Below are 16,175 nucleotides of genomic sequence, written 5' to 3'. Positions count from 1 at the left end.
TCCGTATAAGGCATAATCAATAACGACATCTCGGCTGATAATCAGCGCAGTAACTTTAGCCAATCTCGCTGCAATTTCCATGTCAGGAATTTGTCCACTTATTCCAATGATGATGAGAACTGCAGCAATAAATTATAAAGGCAGGATAGGTGGTTACTTAACCAGCATAAGTTATGTAACTTATGCTAATTCATATTAAAATCACATGAAAGCAATCTTAATTAAAAACTTAGTATGAGAGGGCGTGGTCTTTTGTTTAAAGTGACAATTAACTAAAGGGTTACTTCTTGTATTTAGGAGCATAACCAACTTCTAACAAATAAGAAAAATACTTTCTAACATTATCGCTATCAAGAAGATCACTTGATATCCTTTCCTGAAAGTCTTCTAGAGTCTCTCCACGATGTGCGAAATCATTACCAAATTTTGGATAGTTAGTAATATCACATAGCTTTTTAGCAAAGAATATACATTGCTTAGCTGTCAATTTATAAGTTGGCTCTAAAGGAGCACTTGTACTCGTTTTATTTTGTTCTTTTTCTTCAAACATGAAATGTAATTCTGAAATATTTCTTCCCTCCTTTTTTTGTATATAAGAAACAGTAATATCCGTAAATTTGTTAATTTGATTTAAAGCTACGGTAAGAACCCTTTTTTTAAAGTCTCCCATCTTTTTATATTCATCTTCTATCAATCCGAGTTTTGATCTAAGCTCATCTATAGAAATATATAACTTACCAGTTGATCTCCAACGTATGAGTAACTCATACAGGCGAATAGCATAAATGCTTGTAAGTGGTGAGATTTGTTTAAGTTCATATCTTGTGAACTTTTCTTCAAGTTTTACAAATAAGGGGATAATATCTGGTGCAAAAATTAGTTGGACGCATCCCTCTTCCTTAACATAACCAACTTTTGAAACCCACCTACTTTTGTATATTCCTATTTTTCCAGTTATAGGATCTACTGCTTTATAATTCAAATGCCGTTCAAAAAGATTATCACATGCAGATTGTAACGCTTCATAAGATGCTTGACGTCCTAAATTAAACTGTTTCATGTATTCAGAAGCATGAATCGTAAGTATAGTATCAGAAGTAAGTTCTTTCTCAATTTCTCGAGCAGCAATGATCGCAATTAATATTAGCCTTTGCTCAGATAGATTTAGTGAATACGATGCTTCAACCAAATTATTATCTTTATATACTATGTTACTCATAGGAAGATATATTAAGGAAAATGTTATAAATAGATATATTGACAATACTACTTAACGTCCACAAATGAAAGTATTTTTAATAAAAGAATTTGTCAACTTATGCACAGAATTTGTCAACTTAGAAACAGGAAAAAGTCAACTTATTGGTAGGAATATGTCAACTCAGAAACAGGAAAAAGTCAACTTATTGGTAGGAATTTGTCAACATATACTTCCTGTATCCCTTTGCTAGTCAAGCTTTGAGCAGAGATATAAATAATAAATTTAAATAAATATATATAAATTCAAAAAGACCATTCTTTTGTGGATAACTTTTTTTTTAATTTTTTTTTTCATGATAGTTGATTACTTCATAAATCACCGTTAAATTATACACAAACAAACTTACGTAACTTACATAAATTATGATTATCTTAGTTGGTGGTGAAAAAGGCGGTGCTGGTAAAAGCTGTTTAGCTCAAAATCTTGCAGTTTACTTACAACAAAGTCAAAGAGACGTCCTCTTATTAGATGCTGACCCTCAAGGAACAACAACAGATTGGGTCAAAGAAAGAGATGAAAACGATGAATTAAATAATATTCCATCAGTACAAGCATCAGGGAATATACGTTCAGTTTTAAAAGATTTAGATAAAAGATACCAAGATATTATCATTGATGCAGGTGGACAGGATTCTGAAGCATTACGTTCAGCAATGACTATAGCTACACATATGTTATTGCCGTTTAGACCCAAACGAAGAGATCTAAAAACTTTAGATCATATGGAACAAGTTTTAAAATTAGCAAAGACAGTAAATCCAAATCTGAAAGCTAGAGCAATTATTACTCAGTGTCCAACTCTTCCTTCTCAAGTTCAAAGAATTTTAGATGCAAAAGAGGCATGCAAATCATTTGGTATTGATGCATTGAATTCAATCACAACAAATCGAAATGTTTATGATGATGCAGATGAAAATGGGCTTTCGGTTTTTGAAGTAAATAGTGATCCTAAAGCGAAAGCTGAAATTGAAAGTATTGCAAGAGAGTTTTTAGGAGTATAACTATGGCTGGTTTAACTGGGCTAAACAAAAAACCTGAACCTACTGAACAAGATAAAATGTTAGATGCATTTATATCTGGTGCAGAAAAGAGGGTAAAGGCTTTAGAATCAAGTGAAAAAAAATTTATTCGTTACACTTTTTCTCTCAATGAAGATATTAGTAAACTAATTGATGAGCTGGTTGTAAAAGGGCAAAATGCAAGAATAAATCGTTCAAGTATTGTTCGAGCAGCTATAGAAAATTTATCGACATATAGTGCAGATGAATTAAAAGAAATATTAAATAAATAAATTAAAAATATCCCACTTTTTTAAGGGGGATATTTTTTATCCAAGTTAAATTTACTGTAAGTCCCCGGTGAACCCTATAGATATTTTTAAATTCAGCTCAGGCTCTAGCAGTGTGGTGGTAATTTATCTATTTGAGTTATTTTATATGAAGGCGTCCTTTTCTGCACAGACACGGATCTAGGCTATTCAGCTTGGCTGACTGAATTGATGTCATGATGTTTGATGCACATTGTCAAATTCTTTATCAAGCGAAACTCTGAATCAATGCTTGTAATTGTTTCACTATGATGAGTTTGAGTCCAGTGAAATGTTGCTTGTTCCAACCGTAGAGCTTTGAATACCCAGTCCATCATATATCAACACTTTCATACAATGACCACGCTTATTCCAAAACAAGATAACCTCAATGTTGCGATTTGACATGGTCAAAGGCTTTTAGGACATGAGAAAGAGCAGTATAAGTAACTGCTCGCATATCCATGGGCTGAGTAGAAAGCCAGATTTCATCAATGTGAATCTTATTGTGAGCACCTTGGGGAATTCTGCCAAAGCGATTGCTCCTGATACCTTCCGTTTCAGCCCAATCGCTATGTTCGCATCAGGCGTCGTTATTGATTATGCCTTATACGGAACTCCAGAATTAGCCCTCGTTGCGAACAACAAAACCAGAAATCCTGCAGTTCCGCGGACGCTGATAAGTAGACAGATTCCTGACACGGAATACTATAACTTACATCACTTAAATAGGATGCATAAGTTATGCAAGTTACGCCACTTAAATAAGTTAAGGCGCTAAAGCGATAAAAGCTACATGATGGCCAGTACTGAGCACTGGCGATCTAAGTCAATGCTGCAGTTCTCATCATCATTGGAATAAGTGGACAAATTCCTGACATGGAAATTGCAGCGAGATTGGCTAAAGTTACTGCGCTGATTATCAGCCGAGATAAAGTAATGTGAACGGGTAGTATTGCTGTAATGGATGGATTAAACGTTGCAGGGTAAGGCAATGTAATAAATGTGGGCTTTGGTGGTGCAGAGCTTGTTCTCCATCCAAAAGGCGAATATATGGCACTGTTGCAAATAGGCTGACATGATAAGCTAAATATCTTATTTATTTCGAGATACAGCAGATGAATCCCTTCCATGGTCGGCACTTTCAAGGTGAAATCATTCTTTGGGCTGTTCGTTGGTATTGTAAATATGGCATCAGCTATCGTGAACTTCAAGAAATGCTCGCTGAACGGGGTGTGAATGTTGACCACACCACAATTTATCGTTGGGTTCAGCGTTATGCTCCAGAAATGGAAAAACGCTTACGCTGGTATTGGCGTAATCCTACAGATTTACATTCATGGCATATGGATGAGACTTATATCAAAGTGAAGGGGCGATGGACTTACCTGTATCGTGCAGTTGATCAACGTGGTCATACGATTGACTTTTACCTTTCCGCTAGACGGAACAGTAAATCAGCCTATTGTTTTTTAGGAAAAATCTTCAATACGGTGAAAAAATGGCAAATTCCACGGGTCATCAATACAGATAAAGCAGCGACCTATGGCCATGCTTTATCACGGTTAAAGCGAGAAGGAAAATGTCCAGTAGATATTGAGCACAGGCAGATTAAGTATAAAAATAATGTCATTGAATGTGATCATGGTAAGTTAAAGCGGATCATCAGGGCCACATTAGGATTCAAATCTATGAAGACGGCTTATGCCACAATTAAAGGTATTGAAGTCATGCGTGCACTACGTAAAGGACAAGCATCGTCATTTTATTATGGTCAGCCTCAAGGTGAAGTGTGTCTAATCAACAGGGTTTTCGGTCTCTAAGCACTTTTAAAAAGGAACTTCATCGAATCAAATCTCTATTTGCAACAGTGCCGCTTAGTAAAGCCCTCGCTAGATTTTAATGCGGATGTTGCGATTACTTCGCCAACTATTGCGATAACAAGAAAAAGCCAGCCTTTCATGATATATCTCCCAATTTGTGTAGGGCTTATTATGCACGCTTAAAAATAATAAAAGCAGACTTGACCTGATAGTTTGGCTGTGAGCAATTATGTGCTTAGTGCATCTAACGCTTTTAGCAGGGGCGCGACGTCAGGAGCGTCCCTTGCCTAAACTTGTTAAGGCATTTGTGAACAAACGCCACCAGTATTTTGGTTTAGAACCAATGCATACTTCATACGAATACAGCCTATCTCGAATCAAGCAGGAACCATCCAAGATTGGCATAAAAGGTACATTCAACCTTTTCACTGCATCCCATTGGTGCACGTACTCGGTCTTGCAACTCGGACACTTTGGGTTTGCACCAGGAACAAACCTACCCCCGCAAGGGCAATCTGGAAGAGTTGCTGCTATTCGATCCAAGAGCTCTTGATTGATTTCATTTTCATACAGTAATGCATGGTCCTGCTCTCTATGGATTACATTCGAGCAAGTATCACAGAAAAAATGCGGGCAACTGTCGCTCATGCCGCTCGATTGCCAGGCAGGAGTTTCCTTCCCACACTTTGGGTTTGGGCATTTCATTCTTCCTATCCATGGTGCATTCGCTTCGTAATGTACGATTTTCATGTAGCCTTAACGCCTGGCACAGCGGATCGCAAACCTGGCGCGGCTTTTGGTACAAAAGGCGTGACAGGTTTGCGAATCCGTTGCTGCCACTTGTTAACCCTTTTGCCAGATTTGGTAACTATAATTTATGTTAGAGGCGAAGTCTTGGGTAAAAACTGGCCTAAAATTGCTGGGGATTTCAGGAAAGTAAACATCACCTTCCGGCTCGATGTCTATTGTAGATATATGTAGTGTATCTACTTGATCGATCAGGCTTTTGTATATCTCCCCACCACCTGAAACAATGACATGATCCGTTATTTTCTTTAGGTTGGTTAAAGCATCTTTAATTGATGGAAAGATCAATACGTTCTCATTGTCAGATGTAAAACTTGAACGTGTTACGACCGCATACTTTCGGTTGGGTAATGCTCCCATTGATTCAAAAGTCTTGCGTCCAACCAACAGCCATTGGTTATAGGTAATAGCTTTAAACAGGAGCTGTTCACCTTTGGCACTCCATGGAATATCAGGGCCATTCCCGATAACTCCATTCTTCGATATAGCTACCATTAGTGATAGTTTCACAATTCTTCCTCAGAGGTTAACTTTGTTTTAGGGCGACTGCCCTGCTGCGTAACATCGTTGCTGCTCCATAACATCAAACATCGACCCACGGCGTAACGCGCTTGCTGCTTGGATGCCCGAGGCATAGACTGTACAAAAAAACAGTCATAACAAGCCATGAAAACCGCCACTGCGCCGTTACCACCGCTGCGTTCGGTCAAGGTTCTGGACCAGTTGCGTGAGCGCATACGCTACTTGCATTACAGCTTACCAACCGAACAGGCTTATGTCCACTGGGTTCGTGCCTTCATCCGTTTCCACGGTGTGCGTCACCCGGCAACCTTGGGCAGCAGCGAAGTCGAGGCATTTCTGTCCTGGCTGGCGAACGAGCGCAAGGTTTCGGTCTCCACGCATCGTCAGGCATTGGCGGCCTTGCTGTTCTTCTACGGCAAGGTGCTGTGCACGGATCTGCCCTGGCTTCAGGAGATCGGAAGACCTCGGCCGTCGCGGCGCTTGCCGGTGGTGCTGACCCCGGATGAAGTGGTTCGCATCCTCGGTTTTCTGGAAGGCGAGCATCGTTTGTTCGCCCAGCTTCTGTATGGAACGGGCATGCGGATCAGTGAGGGTTTGCAACTGCGGGTCAAGGATCTGGATTTCGATCACGGCACGATCATCGTGCGGGAGGGCAAGGGCTCCAAGGATCGGGCCTTGATGTTACCCGAGAGCTTGGCACCCAGCCTGCGCGAGCAGCTGTCGCGTGCACGGGCATGGTGGCTGAAGGACCAGGCCGAGGGCCGCAGCGGCGTTGCGCTTCCCGACGCCCTTGAGCGGAAGTATCCGCGCGCCGGGCATTCCTGGCCGTGGTTCTGGGTTTTTGCGCAGCACACGCATTCGACCGATCCACGGAGCGGTGTCGTGCGTCGCCATCACATGTATGACCAGACCTTTCAGCGCGCCTTCAAACGTGCCGTAGAACAAGCAGGCATCACGAAGCCCGCCACACCGCACACCCTCCGCCACTCGTTCGCGACGGCCTTGCTCCGCAGCGGTTACGACATTCGAACCGTGCAGGATCTGCTCGGCCATTCCGACGTCTCTACGACGATGATTTACACGCATGTGCTGAAAGTTGGCGGTGCCGGAGTGCGCTCACCGCTTGATGCGCTGCCGCCCCTCACTAGTGAGAGGTAGGGCAGCGCAAGTCAATCCTGGCGGATTCACTACCCCTGCGCGAAGGCCATCGGTGCCGCATCGAACGGCCGGTTGCGGAAAGTCCTCCCTGCGTCCGCTGATGGCCGGCAGCAGCCCGTCGTTGCCTGATGGATCCAACCCCTCCGCTGCTATAGTGCAGTCGGCTTCTGACGTTCAGTGCAGCCGTCTTCTGAAAACGACAAGTCCCCTGCACGATGCTGTCTTGCGCCGTCACTTTACTAACCATAAACACCCTTTGTATGCCTTAGACAGAATTACGGGTTAAGTGACAATTTTTGACGACCGGCACGTTCTGGCTCACACTGTCACATAATCGAACGTATATGTGACAGGCGAAGAGATGTTGATCGGCTATATGCGGGTGTCGAAAGCGGACGGATCCCAATCCACCAATTTGCAGCGCGATGCGCTCATCGGCGCCGGCGTGAGTCCTGCCCATCTCTACGAGGATCTGGCATCAGGCCGACGCGATGATCGCCCAGGGTTGGCTGCTTGCCTGAAGGCGCTTCGTGAAGGGGATACGCTGATCGTATGGAAGCTCGATCGGCTCGGCCGCGATCTGCGCCACCTGATCAATACCGTGCACGACCTGACTGCGCGTAGCGTGGGACTGAAGGTCCTGACCGGTCACGGTGCAGCGGTCGACACGACGACTGCCGCCGGCAAGCTTGTGTTCGGCATTTTTGCTGCGCTGGCAGAGTTCGAGCGGGAGTTGATTTCCGAGCGAACGGTCGCCGGGCTTGTCTCGGCGCGCGCTCGCGGCAGGAAAGGGGGGCGCCCCTTCAAGATGACCGCCGCCAAGCTACGCCTGGCGATGGCCAGCATGGGGCAACCGGAAACCAAGGTGGGCGATCTCTGCGAAGAACTGGGGATTACCCGGCAGACGCTCTACCGGCATGTGTCACCCAAGGGAGAGCTGCGACCAGACGGCGTAAAGCTGCTCTCCCGAGGTTCAGCCGCATAGTAGCGGCGACCTGGAACGAGGCTGTTCAGTGCGGCAACGATCCGATTGCCGGTGTCGACCCTATGCAGACCTTGCACCTACCTCATGACCGGAAAGCAGCTGTTCAATGTTGATACTAGAGGAAACCATGTACGCCTCCGTGAAGCACTATTCAAAGTGCGTGCATGCCCAAACAGAAAAGATCCTGATCGGCCTCAGTAAAATCTGTTCATGAATCGACGAAACCTCATCCTCTCCGCCCTGCCCATTTTCTTTGGATCCAAGGCGCTGGCTGCAGGAGACCTTCAGAACCGGGCCGACTGGTCCAAATTCTTCGCCGAGGCCGCCGCACGCGGCACGATTGTTGTGGTTGATGCCCGCCGCGGACGCGAGGCAACTTTTGTGTATGACGCAGAGCGTGCTGAGCGGCGCTATACGCCTGCGTCCACCTTCAAGGTTCCCCACAGCTTGTTTGCCCTAGATGCCGGTGTCCTCCGTGACGAGTTCCAGCAGATTCCCTGGGACGGTGTCAAACGTTCTCCTGAGGCGTGGAACGCAGATCAGGATCTGCGCTCCGCAATGCGCAACTCTACTGTCTGGGTGTACGAGCGATTTGCCATGCAGATAGGGACGAAGCGTGAGACAGCTTACTTGCAACGAATCAAGTACGGCAACGCAGTCGCTACAGGCGAAGCACCCTTCTGGGTCGAAGGCGACTTGAAAATCTCGGCCTATGAACAGATCTCCTTCTTGCGCTTGCTCTATCGCAACGAGCTACCCTTTCGTATCGACCACCAGCGTCTGGTCAAAGACGTGATGATCAACGAGGCAGGCAAGGACTGGATCCTCCGTGCAAAAACTGGATGGAGTGGCAAGATTGGCTGGTGGGTCGGTTGGGTTGAATGGCCGACCGGGCCAGTGTTTTTCGCCCTGAATATTGATACTCCAAATAGATTGGACGACCTCCCAAAGCGTGTCGACATCGCACGGAATATTCTGCGATCCATCGACGCATTGCCGCAGAGTTAATACATTGGTGCGAAGAGCCGATGTCCGCCCCAGGCCTGAGCTTGATTTGGGTGCGGAAGCGGACCGTTGCGAAGGCCCGCTCCTGGCCGCCTGCCGCCCGTCATTCCCTGATGGGTTCAACCCCCTTTGCTGCTGTAGTGCATTCGGCTTCTGACATTTGGCGCAGCCGTCTTCTGAAAACGACAGATAAACCGCATGACGGCCTTTTTGGCCGGGGGTAGCATGACCGGACACTTTGCGTATACCCAAAATGACCGGAGGAACCCATGACCAGCCGCAACGGCTACTTCCCAGGCAAGACCAAGGCGAAGCGCAGCGCGATCATCACGCCGCGCACCGCCCAGGAAACACAGATCGCGGCCATGCCGCGCCAGTCACGCGCAGCGCGCCAGGCGCTCGCCAAGACGCCACCGCTGCGCGTCGGCGGCGATGGCCTGGTCGAAGGTGCCGACCGCATCATGCGGACGCCGACCGAGCACCAGGCCGCCGGCGTCGCCTTCAAGGTCGCGCGCATCTACTTGCGCGTCAGCACCGACGAGCAGGACTTGACCAGGCAGGCCGCCATCGTGGAGAGCACCAGGGCCGCCGGCTTCTACGTCGCCGGCATCTACCGTGAGAAGGCTTCGGGCGCTCGCGCCGATCGCGCCGAGCTGCTGCGCATGATCGGCGACCTGCAACCCGGTGAAGTCGTCGTTGCGGAGAAGATCGACCGCATCAGCCGCCTACCGCTGCCCGAGGCCGAACGCCTCGTGGCCTCGATCCGCGCCCAGGGCGCGCGCCTGGCTGTCCCTGGCGTGGTCGATCTATCCGACCTGGCCGCCGAGGCGAAGGGCGTGGCAAAGGTGGTGCTGGAGTCGATCCAGGACATGCTTTTGAAGCTGGCGTTGCAGATGGCCCGCGACGACTACGAGGATCGCCGCGAGCGGCAGCGGCAGGGCGTCGAGCTGGCGAAGGACGCCGGCCGCTACACCGGCCGCAAGGCCAACACGAAGGTGCATGAACGCATTGTGGCGCTGCGCACCGCAGGCCACAGCATTCCAGAGACGGCCAGGCTGGCCGGGTGCAGTGAAAGCCAGGTCAAGCGCATATGGGCGCTGCACAACCAGGCGCAGGCGTGACCTACTCGGCCGCCTCCAGCTCGCGCAGGCATTCCATGATCGCCGCCCGCTCCAGCGGGTCGAGCTTGGCGAGCTTCGCTTGCCAGCGGGCTTTCTTACGCTTGATGCGCTCGCGCTCGCGGAAGTTGCTGCCGAGGTAGCGCAGATCGTGCAGCTCGGCCGGCTCGGGATAGTTCATCCAGAGCCGTTCAATGGCGATGCCGCCGCGTGTCATCGCGTTGAAGTCGATGGTTCTCCATGACGCCAAGGGAGAGCTGTCATAGATTGTTGAGCTGACAGCCCGACACCATCACCGCGCACGGCAGGCCGGCCAGCACGTCGAGCAGGCGCACGTGGTCGGCGTCGTCGTATTCGTGGCGGTAGAGCTTGCCGCCGCGTCGGCTGTCCATCACGTAGGGCGGATCGACGTAGACGAACTCGGTGCCGGTGAACGGGTGGGACTCCAGCCAGGCCACGGCGTCGCCGTGGTGCAGCTCCAGGCCGGGCACGTCGAGCTGCCGCCAGACTTCGATCACCTCGGGATCAACGTCGATGCCGACGCTGCGGGCAGCGGGCCGCTTGCGCTCCAGGATGTTGCCGCCGCCCAGGTGCGTTTCGATGTACGTGTCGTGAGGCGGGATGTTGTTGATGATCGTCTGGTAGACGCCGGCACCGCCCTTGCCGCCGGGGTATCTCATGGCCTTCTTCCTGGAGTAAATCGGGACTTGGCCAGCATCGTCAGAAATGGCGATGCTGTCAAGGGAAGCCGGCCGGGCCTGCATCGTCAGAGCCGACGATGCGACGCTGCTGGAGCGACCTGCAGCACCGCCAGGAATGGCGATGCCGGATCGCTCAGTAGGTCGGGATGTAGACCACCTCAATGTCCACGCGCTGGTTCTCTCGCCGGCCCTCGGCCGTCGAGTTGTCGGCCACGAAGTCGGCCGCCGATGCGAAGTTCACCATGATCTTGAGCGGCGACACGCCACGCGCCACCAGGTACGACCTGGCAGAGAGCGCGCGGCGCAGCGCAAGGGCCTCGTCGGCCGCGCTGGGCCGTAACGTGCTGGTGCGCCCGCTGATGTAGATGATCGCCGCGTTCCTGGCGTCGGCCAGCAGCTCCAGCGCCTCGGGCGTGGGCTGGAATGTCGCGCTGCTGTCGGGGAAGGACACCGAGACGCCCGACTTGATCGGCGTACCGAAGTTGCCGGCGTCGCCGGCGGCCAGGGCGCTTTGCGCGCTGACCAGGAACGCCATAGAGAGGGCCAGAAGAACGGGTTTTCGCATGGGGCAGGACTCCAATCAGAAGAACAGGTAGCCGGCCTTGCTCATGGGGATACGGATCAACCAGAGCGCGGCCAGGTGCAGCGGGTAATAGGCGTAGAAGGCCCAGCGCAGGCGCGGCACGCGCACATCGACACGCGAGGCCAGGAAGAGCACCGGCAGGGCCGCCAAGGCCCACAGGTTGCGATTGATGAACCACAGGGCCGCGCAGGCCAGCACCGCGACCGCCGCGGCGGACCAGCTCGGCCGGCGCGTGTACGACCACACGGCCAGGCCGAAGGCCACGGCCGGCCACCAGTATTCGACCGAGCTGCCGCCGACAAGGAACACGACGCCGGCGGCCGCCAGGTGCAGCTTGCCGCCACGTTCGACCAGGTAGGCCGTGGCCGTGACGACCAGCAGCGTGAACATCACGTTGAGGGGCCACCAACCGGCGTACAGGCCACCGAGCGCCACGAAGGGCACCGAGGCCAGCGCGCCGAACACAGCCAGGCGCGACATGGTGCGGCCGTACACACCGCGTTCGAGCGTGCCCGGCCGCGCCAGGTTGTAGGCCAGGACGAACACGAAAAGGGGGAGCGCGACGCGGCCGGCCTCGAACAGCACCGGCAGCGTCGCGTTGAACAGGTACTTGTTGACGTGATCGCCGGTCATGAGAACCAGCGCGAGCCACTTCAACGCTTCGACGGTTCCATCAGGAATCCGCAGGGCCTTCATCAGCGCCGGCCCCCGCGAATGGCGTAGGCACGCAGCACCAGGAAGATGATGTAGAGCGCGGGCAGCGAGAGCACGAAGGCGATGGGCTTGCCGATCCACGCCGGCAGCGCCCACAGCAGAAGGCCCAAGGCGAAGATCGGGCCGAGGCCCAGCAGAAGCAAATCGAGCTGGTTCTTGGCCTGCCCTTCCGCCCACTTGCAATAGGCTTGAAGCAACCGGCCGACGCCCAGCGTGTACCGCATCATGAAGGCGTGGAATTTGTCCATGTTTAGCCGCTAAATCGGAAGAACCGGCCTACTCGGCCGACCCCTCGCGTGAAGTGTTGAAAGACACCGTGCGGGGCACGTAGCCGGCCACCGACACGCTGCGAGCTGCTGCGGCCGCTGGGGCGGCCTGCTGGGGTGCTGGTGCCGGCCTGGCCGCCGGCGTCGCCCGCTGGGCCATCGTCGCGGGCTGGCTGGGCGTCGAGGGGGTGGCCCCTGCCTTCGTCACGTCGAGCGTGACGAACCGAGCTTCGAGCCAATCGGCCCACTTCGACGCCTTGCGCATCAGGTCGGCCCGGTACACCGCGTTGTACTGCGGCGTGCGCGAGTGGTAGTTCGCCGCCTTCGTCCAGAGGTCGCCCTTGTCGTTGCGGATGTGCATCCGCAGCCGCCAGGCGGCCAGGTCGAACGAGTAGCAGCCGGCAGCCGCCACATCGTTCGCCGTGATGCCGTACCGGGCCAGGTCGCCCAGGTACGCAGTGTTGAACTGCATCGGGCCAACGTCATGCGTGCCATTCGAGTTGCGCACCCACTGGCCCGGCTTGCCGCCCTCTTTCTCGGCGACGGCCAACACGATGTTGACCGGCACCTCGTACTTGACGGCGGCCGAGATCGAGCAGACGACACGCTCCTGGAGCTGCGGCGGCAGATCGGCGAAGAACGGCATGCCCTCCCCTCCCTCAGTTCAGCCAGGACTGACGGCGGCGCTCTTCGTCCTCGCGCCGGATGCGTTCGTTGTACTCGGCCAAGGCGCGGTCATAGTCGCGCGCTTCGACCCAATACCCTCCCCGCTCTGGCGTCCCGACATAGCGCGGCAGCGTGCCGCTGCTGGCGAAGTCGGTGTAGGCGTGGCCGGTGTAGGCCCCGCAGTAGTCCGGCAACTGGTTGCTGATGTACGTGCGCCCATCGTCGTAGCCGCCCGTCCACATCATCAACGTCGAGTTCAGCGACTGCGCGTCGCAACGGCCAGCGCCGCGCGAGATCGCCGACACGAGCGACTGCATTTCGGGCGTCTGGCTCGCCACCGGGCAAAGCTGGAGGAAGTTCAGGCGGGCGCGGATCGTGTCCGAGAGCTTGCGCTTCGTGATGTTGAAGTACCGCGACAGCGAAGGCGTGCATTCGCTCGGGCGCGTGCCCGACGACAGGCACAGGATCGCCTCGCAGGCCAGGCGCGTGTCACCGTGATCCCCGCCGCGCTCGTCACCGGCATCCGTTCCGACCTTCCCGGCCAGATCACCGCGCAGGTGACGGAGAACGTTTATGACAGTCCCACCGGCTCGCTGCTCCTGATCCCGCAGGGAACGCGCATCATCGGCCAATACGATGACGGCGTGACCTTCGGCCAGCGCAGGGTGCTCTTGGTGTGGAACCGCCTGATCCTGCCGGGCGGCCGTTCCATCGTCCTTGAGCGCCTGCCGGGCGCGGACGCCAGCGGCTATGCCGGCCTTGAGGACGGTGTTGACTACCATTGGTGGGATCTGATGAAGGCCGCAGGGCTGTCCACGCTGCTCGCGGTCGGCACGGAGCTGGCGACCAGCGACGAGGACCGGCTGATCCGCGCCATCCGCGACGGCGCGCAGGACACTATCAATCAGGCAGGCCAGCAGATCATCCAGCGCCAGCTACAGGTCGCCCCAACGCTGACCATCCGGCCCGGCTTCCCGGTCAGGGTAATCGTGACCCGCGATCTGGTATTCGAGAACGCAGGAGGTTGACCCATGACCAAGCTGAAACTCGGCCCGCTGCCCGACGACAAGCCCGTCAAGGTGACGGTGGAGCTACCCGCGCCGCTTCACCGCGATCTGGCCGCCTATGCCGAGGTGCTGGCCCGTGAAACCGGCAGGCCCGCCGCCGATCCCGTCAGGCTGATCGTGCCCATGCTGGAGCGGTTCATCGCCACGGATCGCGGTTTCGCCAAGGCGCGGCGTGCGCCTGACAAAGCGTCGTCGGCATGAGCACGGAGGTAAGATGACGGATCATTCGCCATCCGCGCTGTCGAAACGGACCATTCGCAGACACCAGCTCCGGGAACTCGTTCCACTTGCCGACACTACCATCTACGATATGGAGCAACGGGGTGATTTTCCCCAACGGTTCTATCTGACGGCCCGATGCGTGGTTTGGGACTTGGCCGAAGTGGAGGCTTGGCTTGAGGAACGTCGCCAAGCCTCCAGAAAGAATGCCGTCAAACGCGCGCCGTCTCCTGACGTGAAGCTCAGGAAATTCCGGCCGGTCAAACGCTAGGCTCAGGGACCAGAAGGTCCATTGACGGCGGATAGAGCGTCGGAACGTATTTCTGGCCCGCTACCCAAGCGTCCACGAGGTTTGCCCATTCCTGCATCATATGGCGACGCTGGTGCTCGTATTCAGCCTTGTTGTAGATGCCACGGGACGAGCGCCCATCCTCATGCGCCAAGCACTTTTCGATCCAGTCACTATTGAAGCCCAGCTCGTTCAGGAGCGTGGAGCCTGTCCGGCGCAGATCGTGAACCGTGAAAGGTTCGAGCGGCAAGCCCTCCTTCTTCGCCCGCACGACGACAGCGGTGGTGATGCGGTTGAAGGTCGCCCGCGACATGGGTGCATCCGCGTCGTAGCGCGATGGCAGCAGATATTTTGAGTTGCCGGCGCAGGTCTTGAGCGCAATGAGAATGTCGATTGCTTGCTCCGAAAGATAGACGTTGTGCGCTTTGGATCGCTTCATCCGCTCCTTGGGAATCGACCAGACGGCGTTCTCGAAATCGACCTCATCCCAAGTCGCATCCTGTAGCTCGCTCTTTCGGACCATGGTGAGCAGGAACAGCTTCATTCCGAGACGGATCGTCGGCAGCGTCGGCACATGCTCAAGCTGGCCGAGCATGACCCGGATTTCAGCAGGCGAGAGCGAGCGGTCTTTGGGAACAAAGGTCGCGATAGAGGCAGGCCCAACCTCATCGGCCGGGTTCGGCACCTTTTCCCCGTGCAGGATCGCGAAGGCATAAACGAGCTTCACAATGTCGCGGACGTGGACGGCTGTTGCCGGGGCTCCCCGTGCCTTCACCTTGGCGCACATGGCGCGGAGATCGTCGGGGCTGATTTCCGTCAGCAGACGATTCCGAAAGGTCGGAAGAATGTCCCGCTCATAGATCGAGCGGCGCATCGCGCGGGTGCTGTCGGCCATCTTCGCCTCCAGCAACCAGCGTTCGCCAAACTCGCCGAAGCTCTTTGCCTCTTTGATGCGGCGCTTCTCGCGTTGCTTCTCTCGGGCGGGCGACCGTCCTTCAAGTATGGCGCGCTTGGCGTCGATCAGTTTCTCGCGCGCCCGCGCCAGCGACAGGTCGGAAGCGCCGTAGCGGCCCAGCGTCAAAGTCTCCCGACGCCCGTTGAGGCGGTAGTCATACCGGAACACGACCGCCCCCGAGGGATTGACCACGACGTACATACCGTCACGGTCTACGACCTTATATAATTTATTCTTTGGCTTCAGTGCTTTGATGCCAGCGTCAGTCAGCATTTCGACCCTCCGAGATCGTTCAAAAACGCCTGAGAGCCGCCCGATATACCGTCAGGCCCAAATTGGCCTACCTGAATGGCAAATTTCCTATTATTATCAAGGGAATAAGACAGAAAAAATACCGTCAGAAGCTCTCTTACCCCTGACGGTATATTCGTTTTGGCGATGCGGCAAGAGTCGCCATACCGTCAGCCATACCGTCTATTGCGAGGCTTGCCCCGCGATAGACCGCGATAGACGGCAGTATATTTAATTAATGATTTCAGTTACTTGCGTGCGGTGATCGGCGGCCGCCGGCGGCGTTCGGATAGGCCCGAATTATTCCCACTTTATTGTAAACAAGACATTTTTATCTTTTATATTCAATGGCTTATTTTCCTGCTAATTGGTAATACCATGAAAAATACCATGCTCAGAAAAGGCTTAACAATATTTTGAAAAATTGCCTACTGAGCGC

Annotated in this window: 18 protein-coding genes and 3 pseudogenes; 10 read left to right on the top strand and 11 right to left on the bottom strand. The window is 53.4% G+C overall.

Annotated elements, in window-relative coordinates; translation table 11 throughout:
- Positions 1–280: 280 nt before the first annotated feature.
- A complete protein-coding gene (repM, locus tag FTU91_RS12860; RefSeq protein ID WP_002046604.1) occupies positions 281–1,219 on the bottom strand; it encodes a replication initiation protein RepM in 939 nt (312 codons plus the stop codon).
- 404 nt (positions 1,220–1,623) lie between these two features.
- Between repM and FTU91_RS12855 the strand changes: the two genes are divergently transcribed.
- The 3 genes from FTU91_RS12855 to FTU91_RS12845 all read left to right on the top strand — a co-directional run bounded on the left by FTU91_RS12855 (position 1,624) and on the right by FTU91_RS12845 (position 4,390).
- Positions 1,624–2,262 (top strand): AAA family ATPase, encoded by a 639-nt coding sequence (locus FTU91_RS12855; RefSeq protein ID WP_000585007.1) that lies wholly within the window; start codon positions 1,624–1,626, stop codon positions 2,260–2,262.
- Between the two features lie 2 nt (positions 2,263–2,264).
- Positions 2,265–2,552, top strand: a complete 288-nt coding sequence (locus tag FTU91_RS12850; RefSeq protein WP_000908082.1) for a hypothetical protein — start codon at positions 2,265–2,267, stop codon at positions 2,550–2,552.
- Between the two features lie 1,133 nt (positions 2,553–3,685).
- A complete protein-coding gene (locus FTU91_RS12845) occupies positions 3,686–4,390 on the top strand; it encodes an IS6-like element IS1008 family transposase (RefSeq protein WP_001067790.1) in 705 nt (234 codons plus the stop codon).
- Positions 4,391–4,443: 53 nt separating this feature from the next.
- Here the strand turns inward: FTU91_RS12845 and FTU91_RS12840 are convergent.
- Positions 4,444–4,530: pseudogene (locus FTU91_RS12840) on the bottom strand (SMR family transporter); the annotation flags it as partial.
- Positions 4,531–5,233: 703 nt separating this feature from the next.
- Positions 5,234–5,707 (bottom strand): trimethoprim-resistant dihydrofolate reductase DfrA1, encoded by a 474-nt coding sequence (gene dfrA1, locus FTU91_RS12835; protein WP_000777554.1) that lies wholly within the window; start codon positions 5,705–5,707, stop codon positions 5,234–5,236.
- A 156-nt stretch (positions 5,708–5,863) separates the two neighbouring features.
- Here dfrA1 and intI1 point away from each other — a divergent pair, with 156 nt between their 5' ends.
- The 4 genes and pseudogenes from intI1 (at position 5,864) to FTU91_RS12815 (ending at position 9,988) form a co-directional block, all read left to right on the top strand.
- On the top strand, positions 5,864–6,877 hold the full coding sequence (intI1, locus tag FTU91_RS12830) for a class 1 integron integrase IntI1 (protein WP_000845039.1): 1,014 nt from the start codon (positions 5,864–5,866) through the stop codon (positions 6,875–6,877).
- Between the two features lie 361 nt (positions 6,878–7,238).
- Positions 7,239–7,862 carry a recombinase family protein gene (locus FTU91_RS12825; RefSeq protein ID WP_011222094.1) on the top strand — a complete coding sequence of 208 codons (624 nt, stop codon included), beginning with the start codon at positions 7,239–7,241 and terminating at the stop codon, positions 7,860–7,862.
- A gap of 294 nt (positions 7,863–8,156) precedes the next feature.
- Positions 8,157–8,870 (top strand): annotated as a pseudogene (gene blaOXA, locus FTU91_RS12820) (class D beta-lactamase); the annotation flags it as partial.
- A gap of 458 nt (positions 8,871–9,328) precedes the next feature.
- On the top strand, positions 9,329–9,988 hold the full coding sequence (locus FTU91_RS12815) for a recombinase family protein (RefSeq protein ID WP_011222092.1): 660 nt from the start codon (positions 9,329–9,331) through the stop codon (positions 9,986–9,988).
- A 1-nt stretch (position 9,989) separates the two neighbouring features.
- Here FTU91_RS12815 and FTU91_RS16655 read toward each other — a convergent pair whose 3' ends face one another.
- The 7 genes from FTU91_RS16655 to FTU91_RS12785 all read right to left on the bottom strand — a co-directional run bounded on the left by FTU91_RS16655 (position 9,990) and on the right by FTU91_RS12785 (position 13,373).
- Positions 9,990–10,202: a hypothetical protein gene (locus FTU91_RS16655; RefSeq protein ID WP_257221736.1), complete on the bottom strand. Its 213-nt coding sequence runs from the start codon at positions 10,200–10,202 to the stop codon at positions 9,990–9,992.
- A gap of 43 nt (positions 10,203–10,245) precedes the next feature.
- Positions 10,246–10,665 (bottom strand): hypothetical protein, encoded by a 420-nt coding sequence (locus tag FTU91_RS16650; protein WP_257221735.1) that lies wholly within the window; start codon positions 10,663–10,665, stop codon positions 10,246–10,248.
- A 154-nt stretch (positions 10,666–10,819) separates the two neighbouring features.
- A complete protein-coding gene (locus tag FTU91_RS12805) occupies positions 10,820–11,251 on the bottom strand; it encodes an OmpA family protein (protein WP_011222090.1) in 432 nt (143 codons plus the stop codon).
- Positions 11,252–11,266: 15 nt separating this feature from the next.
- Entirely contained in the window at positions 11,267–11,965 is a 699-nt protein-coding gene (locus FTU91_RS12800; protein WP_011222089.1) for a TraX family protein, read from the bottom strand.
- Positions 11,965–12,231: a hypothetical protein gene (locus tag FTU91_RS12795; protein ID WP_010890140.1), complete on the bottom strand. Its 267-nt coding sequence runs from the start codon at positions 12,229–12,231 to the stop codon at positions 11,965–11,967. The genes FTU91_RS12800 and FTU91_RS12795 overlap by 1 nt, the downstream gene beginning before the upstream one ends.
- Positions 12,232–12,259: 28 nt before the next feature.
- Complete coding sequence (locus FTU91_RS12790; protein ID WP_011222088.1) at positions 12,260–12,895, bottom strand: transglycosylase SLT domain-containing protein; 636 nt, start codon at positions 12,893–12,895, stop codon at positions 12,260–12,262.
- 13 nt (positions 12,896–12,908) lie between these two features.
- Positions 12,909–13,373: a TrbM/KikA/MpfK family conjugal transfer protein gene (locus tag FTU91_RS12785; protein ID WP_257221738.1), complete on the bottom strand. Its 465-nt coding sequence runs from the start codon at positions 13,371–13,373 to the stop codon at positions 12,909–12,911.
- 36 nt (positions 13,374–13,409) lie between these two features.
- Between FTU91_RS12785 and FTU91_RS12780 the strand changes: the two are divergent.
- The 3 genes and pseudogenes from FTU91_RS12780 to FTU91_RS12770 form a co-directional block, all read left to right on the top strand.
- Positions 13,410–13,943: pseudogene (locus FTU91_RS12780) on the top strand (TrbI/VirB10 family protein); the annotation flags it as partial.
- A 3-nt stretch (positions 13,944–13,946) separates the two neighbouring features.
- Complete coding sequence (locus tag FTU91_RS12775; protein ID WP_121775233.1) at positions 13,947–14,183, top strand: DUF2274 domain-containing protein; 237 nt, start codon at positions 13,947–13,949, stop codon at positions 14,181–14,183.
- 13 nt (positions 14,184–14,196) lie between these two features.
- Positions 14,197–14,472: an AlpA family transcriptional regulator gene (locus FTU91_RS12770; protein WP_121775234.1), complete on the top strand. Its 276-nt coding sequence runs from the start codon at positions 14,197–14,199 to the stop codon at positions 14,470–14,472.
- Here FTU91_RS12770 and FTU91_RS12765 read toward each other — a convergent pair.
- Complete coding sequence (locus FTU91_RS12765; protein ID WP_121775235.1) at positions 14,462–15,718, bottom strand: tyrosine-type recombinase/integrase; 1,257 nt, start codon at positions 15,716–15,718, stop codon at positions 14,462–14,464. The two genes, FTU91_RS12770 and FTU91_RS12765, sit on opposite strands and share 11 nt — an antisense overlap.
- Positions 15,719–16,175 lie beyond the last annotated feature (457 nt).

It is taken from the genome of Acinetobacter sp. YH12201, from assembly GCF_013418145.1.
Lineage (GTDB): Bacteria > Pseudomonadota > Gammaproteobacteria > Pseudomonadales > Moraxellaceae > Acinetobacter.
Note: the sequence above shows the minus strand (reverse complement) of the source record. Positions and strands in the feature narration are given on the sequence as shown.

Coding starts and splice junctions, on each gene's coding strand:
- repM (WP_002046604.1), bottom strand. CDS start 1,219: ATGAGTAACATAGTATATAAAGATAATAATTTGGTTGAAGCATCGTAT.
- FTU91_RS12855 (WP_000585007.1), top strand. CDS start 1,624: ATGATTATCTTAGTTGGTGGTGAAAAAGGCGGTGCTGGTAAAAGCTGT.
- FTU91_RS12850 (WP_000908082.1), top strand. CDS start 2,265: ATGGCTGGTTTAACTGGGCTAAACAAAAAACCTGAACCTACTGAACAA.
- FTU91_RS12845 (WP_001067790.1), top strand. CDS start 3,686: ATGAATCCCTTCCATGGTCGGCACTTTCAAGGTGAAATCATTCTTTGG.
- intI1 (WP_000845039.1), top strand. CDS start 5,864: ATGAAAACCGCCACTGCGCCGTTACCACCGCTGCGTTCGGTCAAGGTT.
- FTU91_RS12825 (WP_011222094.1), top strand. CDS start 7,239: ATGTTGATCGGCTATATGCGGGTGTCGAAAGCGGACGGATCCCAATCC.
- FTU91_RS12815 (WP_011222092.1), top strand. CDS start 9,329: ATGCGGACGCCGACCGAGCACCAGGCCGCCGGCGTCGCCTTCAAGGTC.
- FTU91_RS16655 (WP_257221736.1), bottom strand. CDS start 10,202: ATGACACGCGGCGGCATCGCCATTGAACGGCTCTGGATGAACTATCCC.
- FTU91_RS16650 (WP_257221735.1), bottom strand. CDS start 10,665: ATGAGATACCCCGGCGGCAAGGGCGGTGCCGGCGTCTACCAGACGATC.
- FTU91_RS12805 (WP_011222090.1), bottom strand. CDS start 11,251: ATGCGAAAACCCGTTCTTCTGGCCCTCTCTATGGCGTTCCTGGTCAGC.
- FTU91_RS12800 (WP_011222089.1), bottom strand. CDS start 11,965: ATGAAGGCCCTGCGGATTCCTGATGGAACCGTCGAAGCGTTGAAGTGG.
- FTU91_RS12795 (WP_010890140.1), bottom strand. CDS start 12,231: ATGGACAAATTCCACGCCTTCATGATGCGGTACACGCTGGGCGTCGGC.
- FTU91_RS12790 (WP_011222088.1), bottom strand. CDS start 12,895: ATGCCGTTCTTCGCCGATCTGCCGCCGCAGCTCCAGGAGCGTGTCGTC.
- FTU91_RS12775 (WP_121775233.1), top strand. CDS start 13,947: ATGACCAAGCTGAAACTCGGCCCGCTGCCCGACGACAAGCCCGTCAAG.
- FTU91_RS12770 (WP_121775234.1), top strand. CDS start 14,197: ATGACGGATCATTCGCCATCCGCGCTGTCGAAACGGACCATTCGCAGA.
- FTU91_RS12765 (WP_121775235.1), bottom strand. CDS start 15,718: ATGCTGACTGACGCTGGCATCAAAGCACTGAAGCCAAAGAATAAATTA.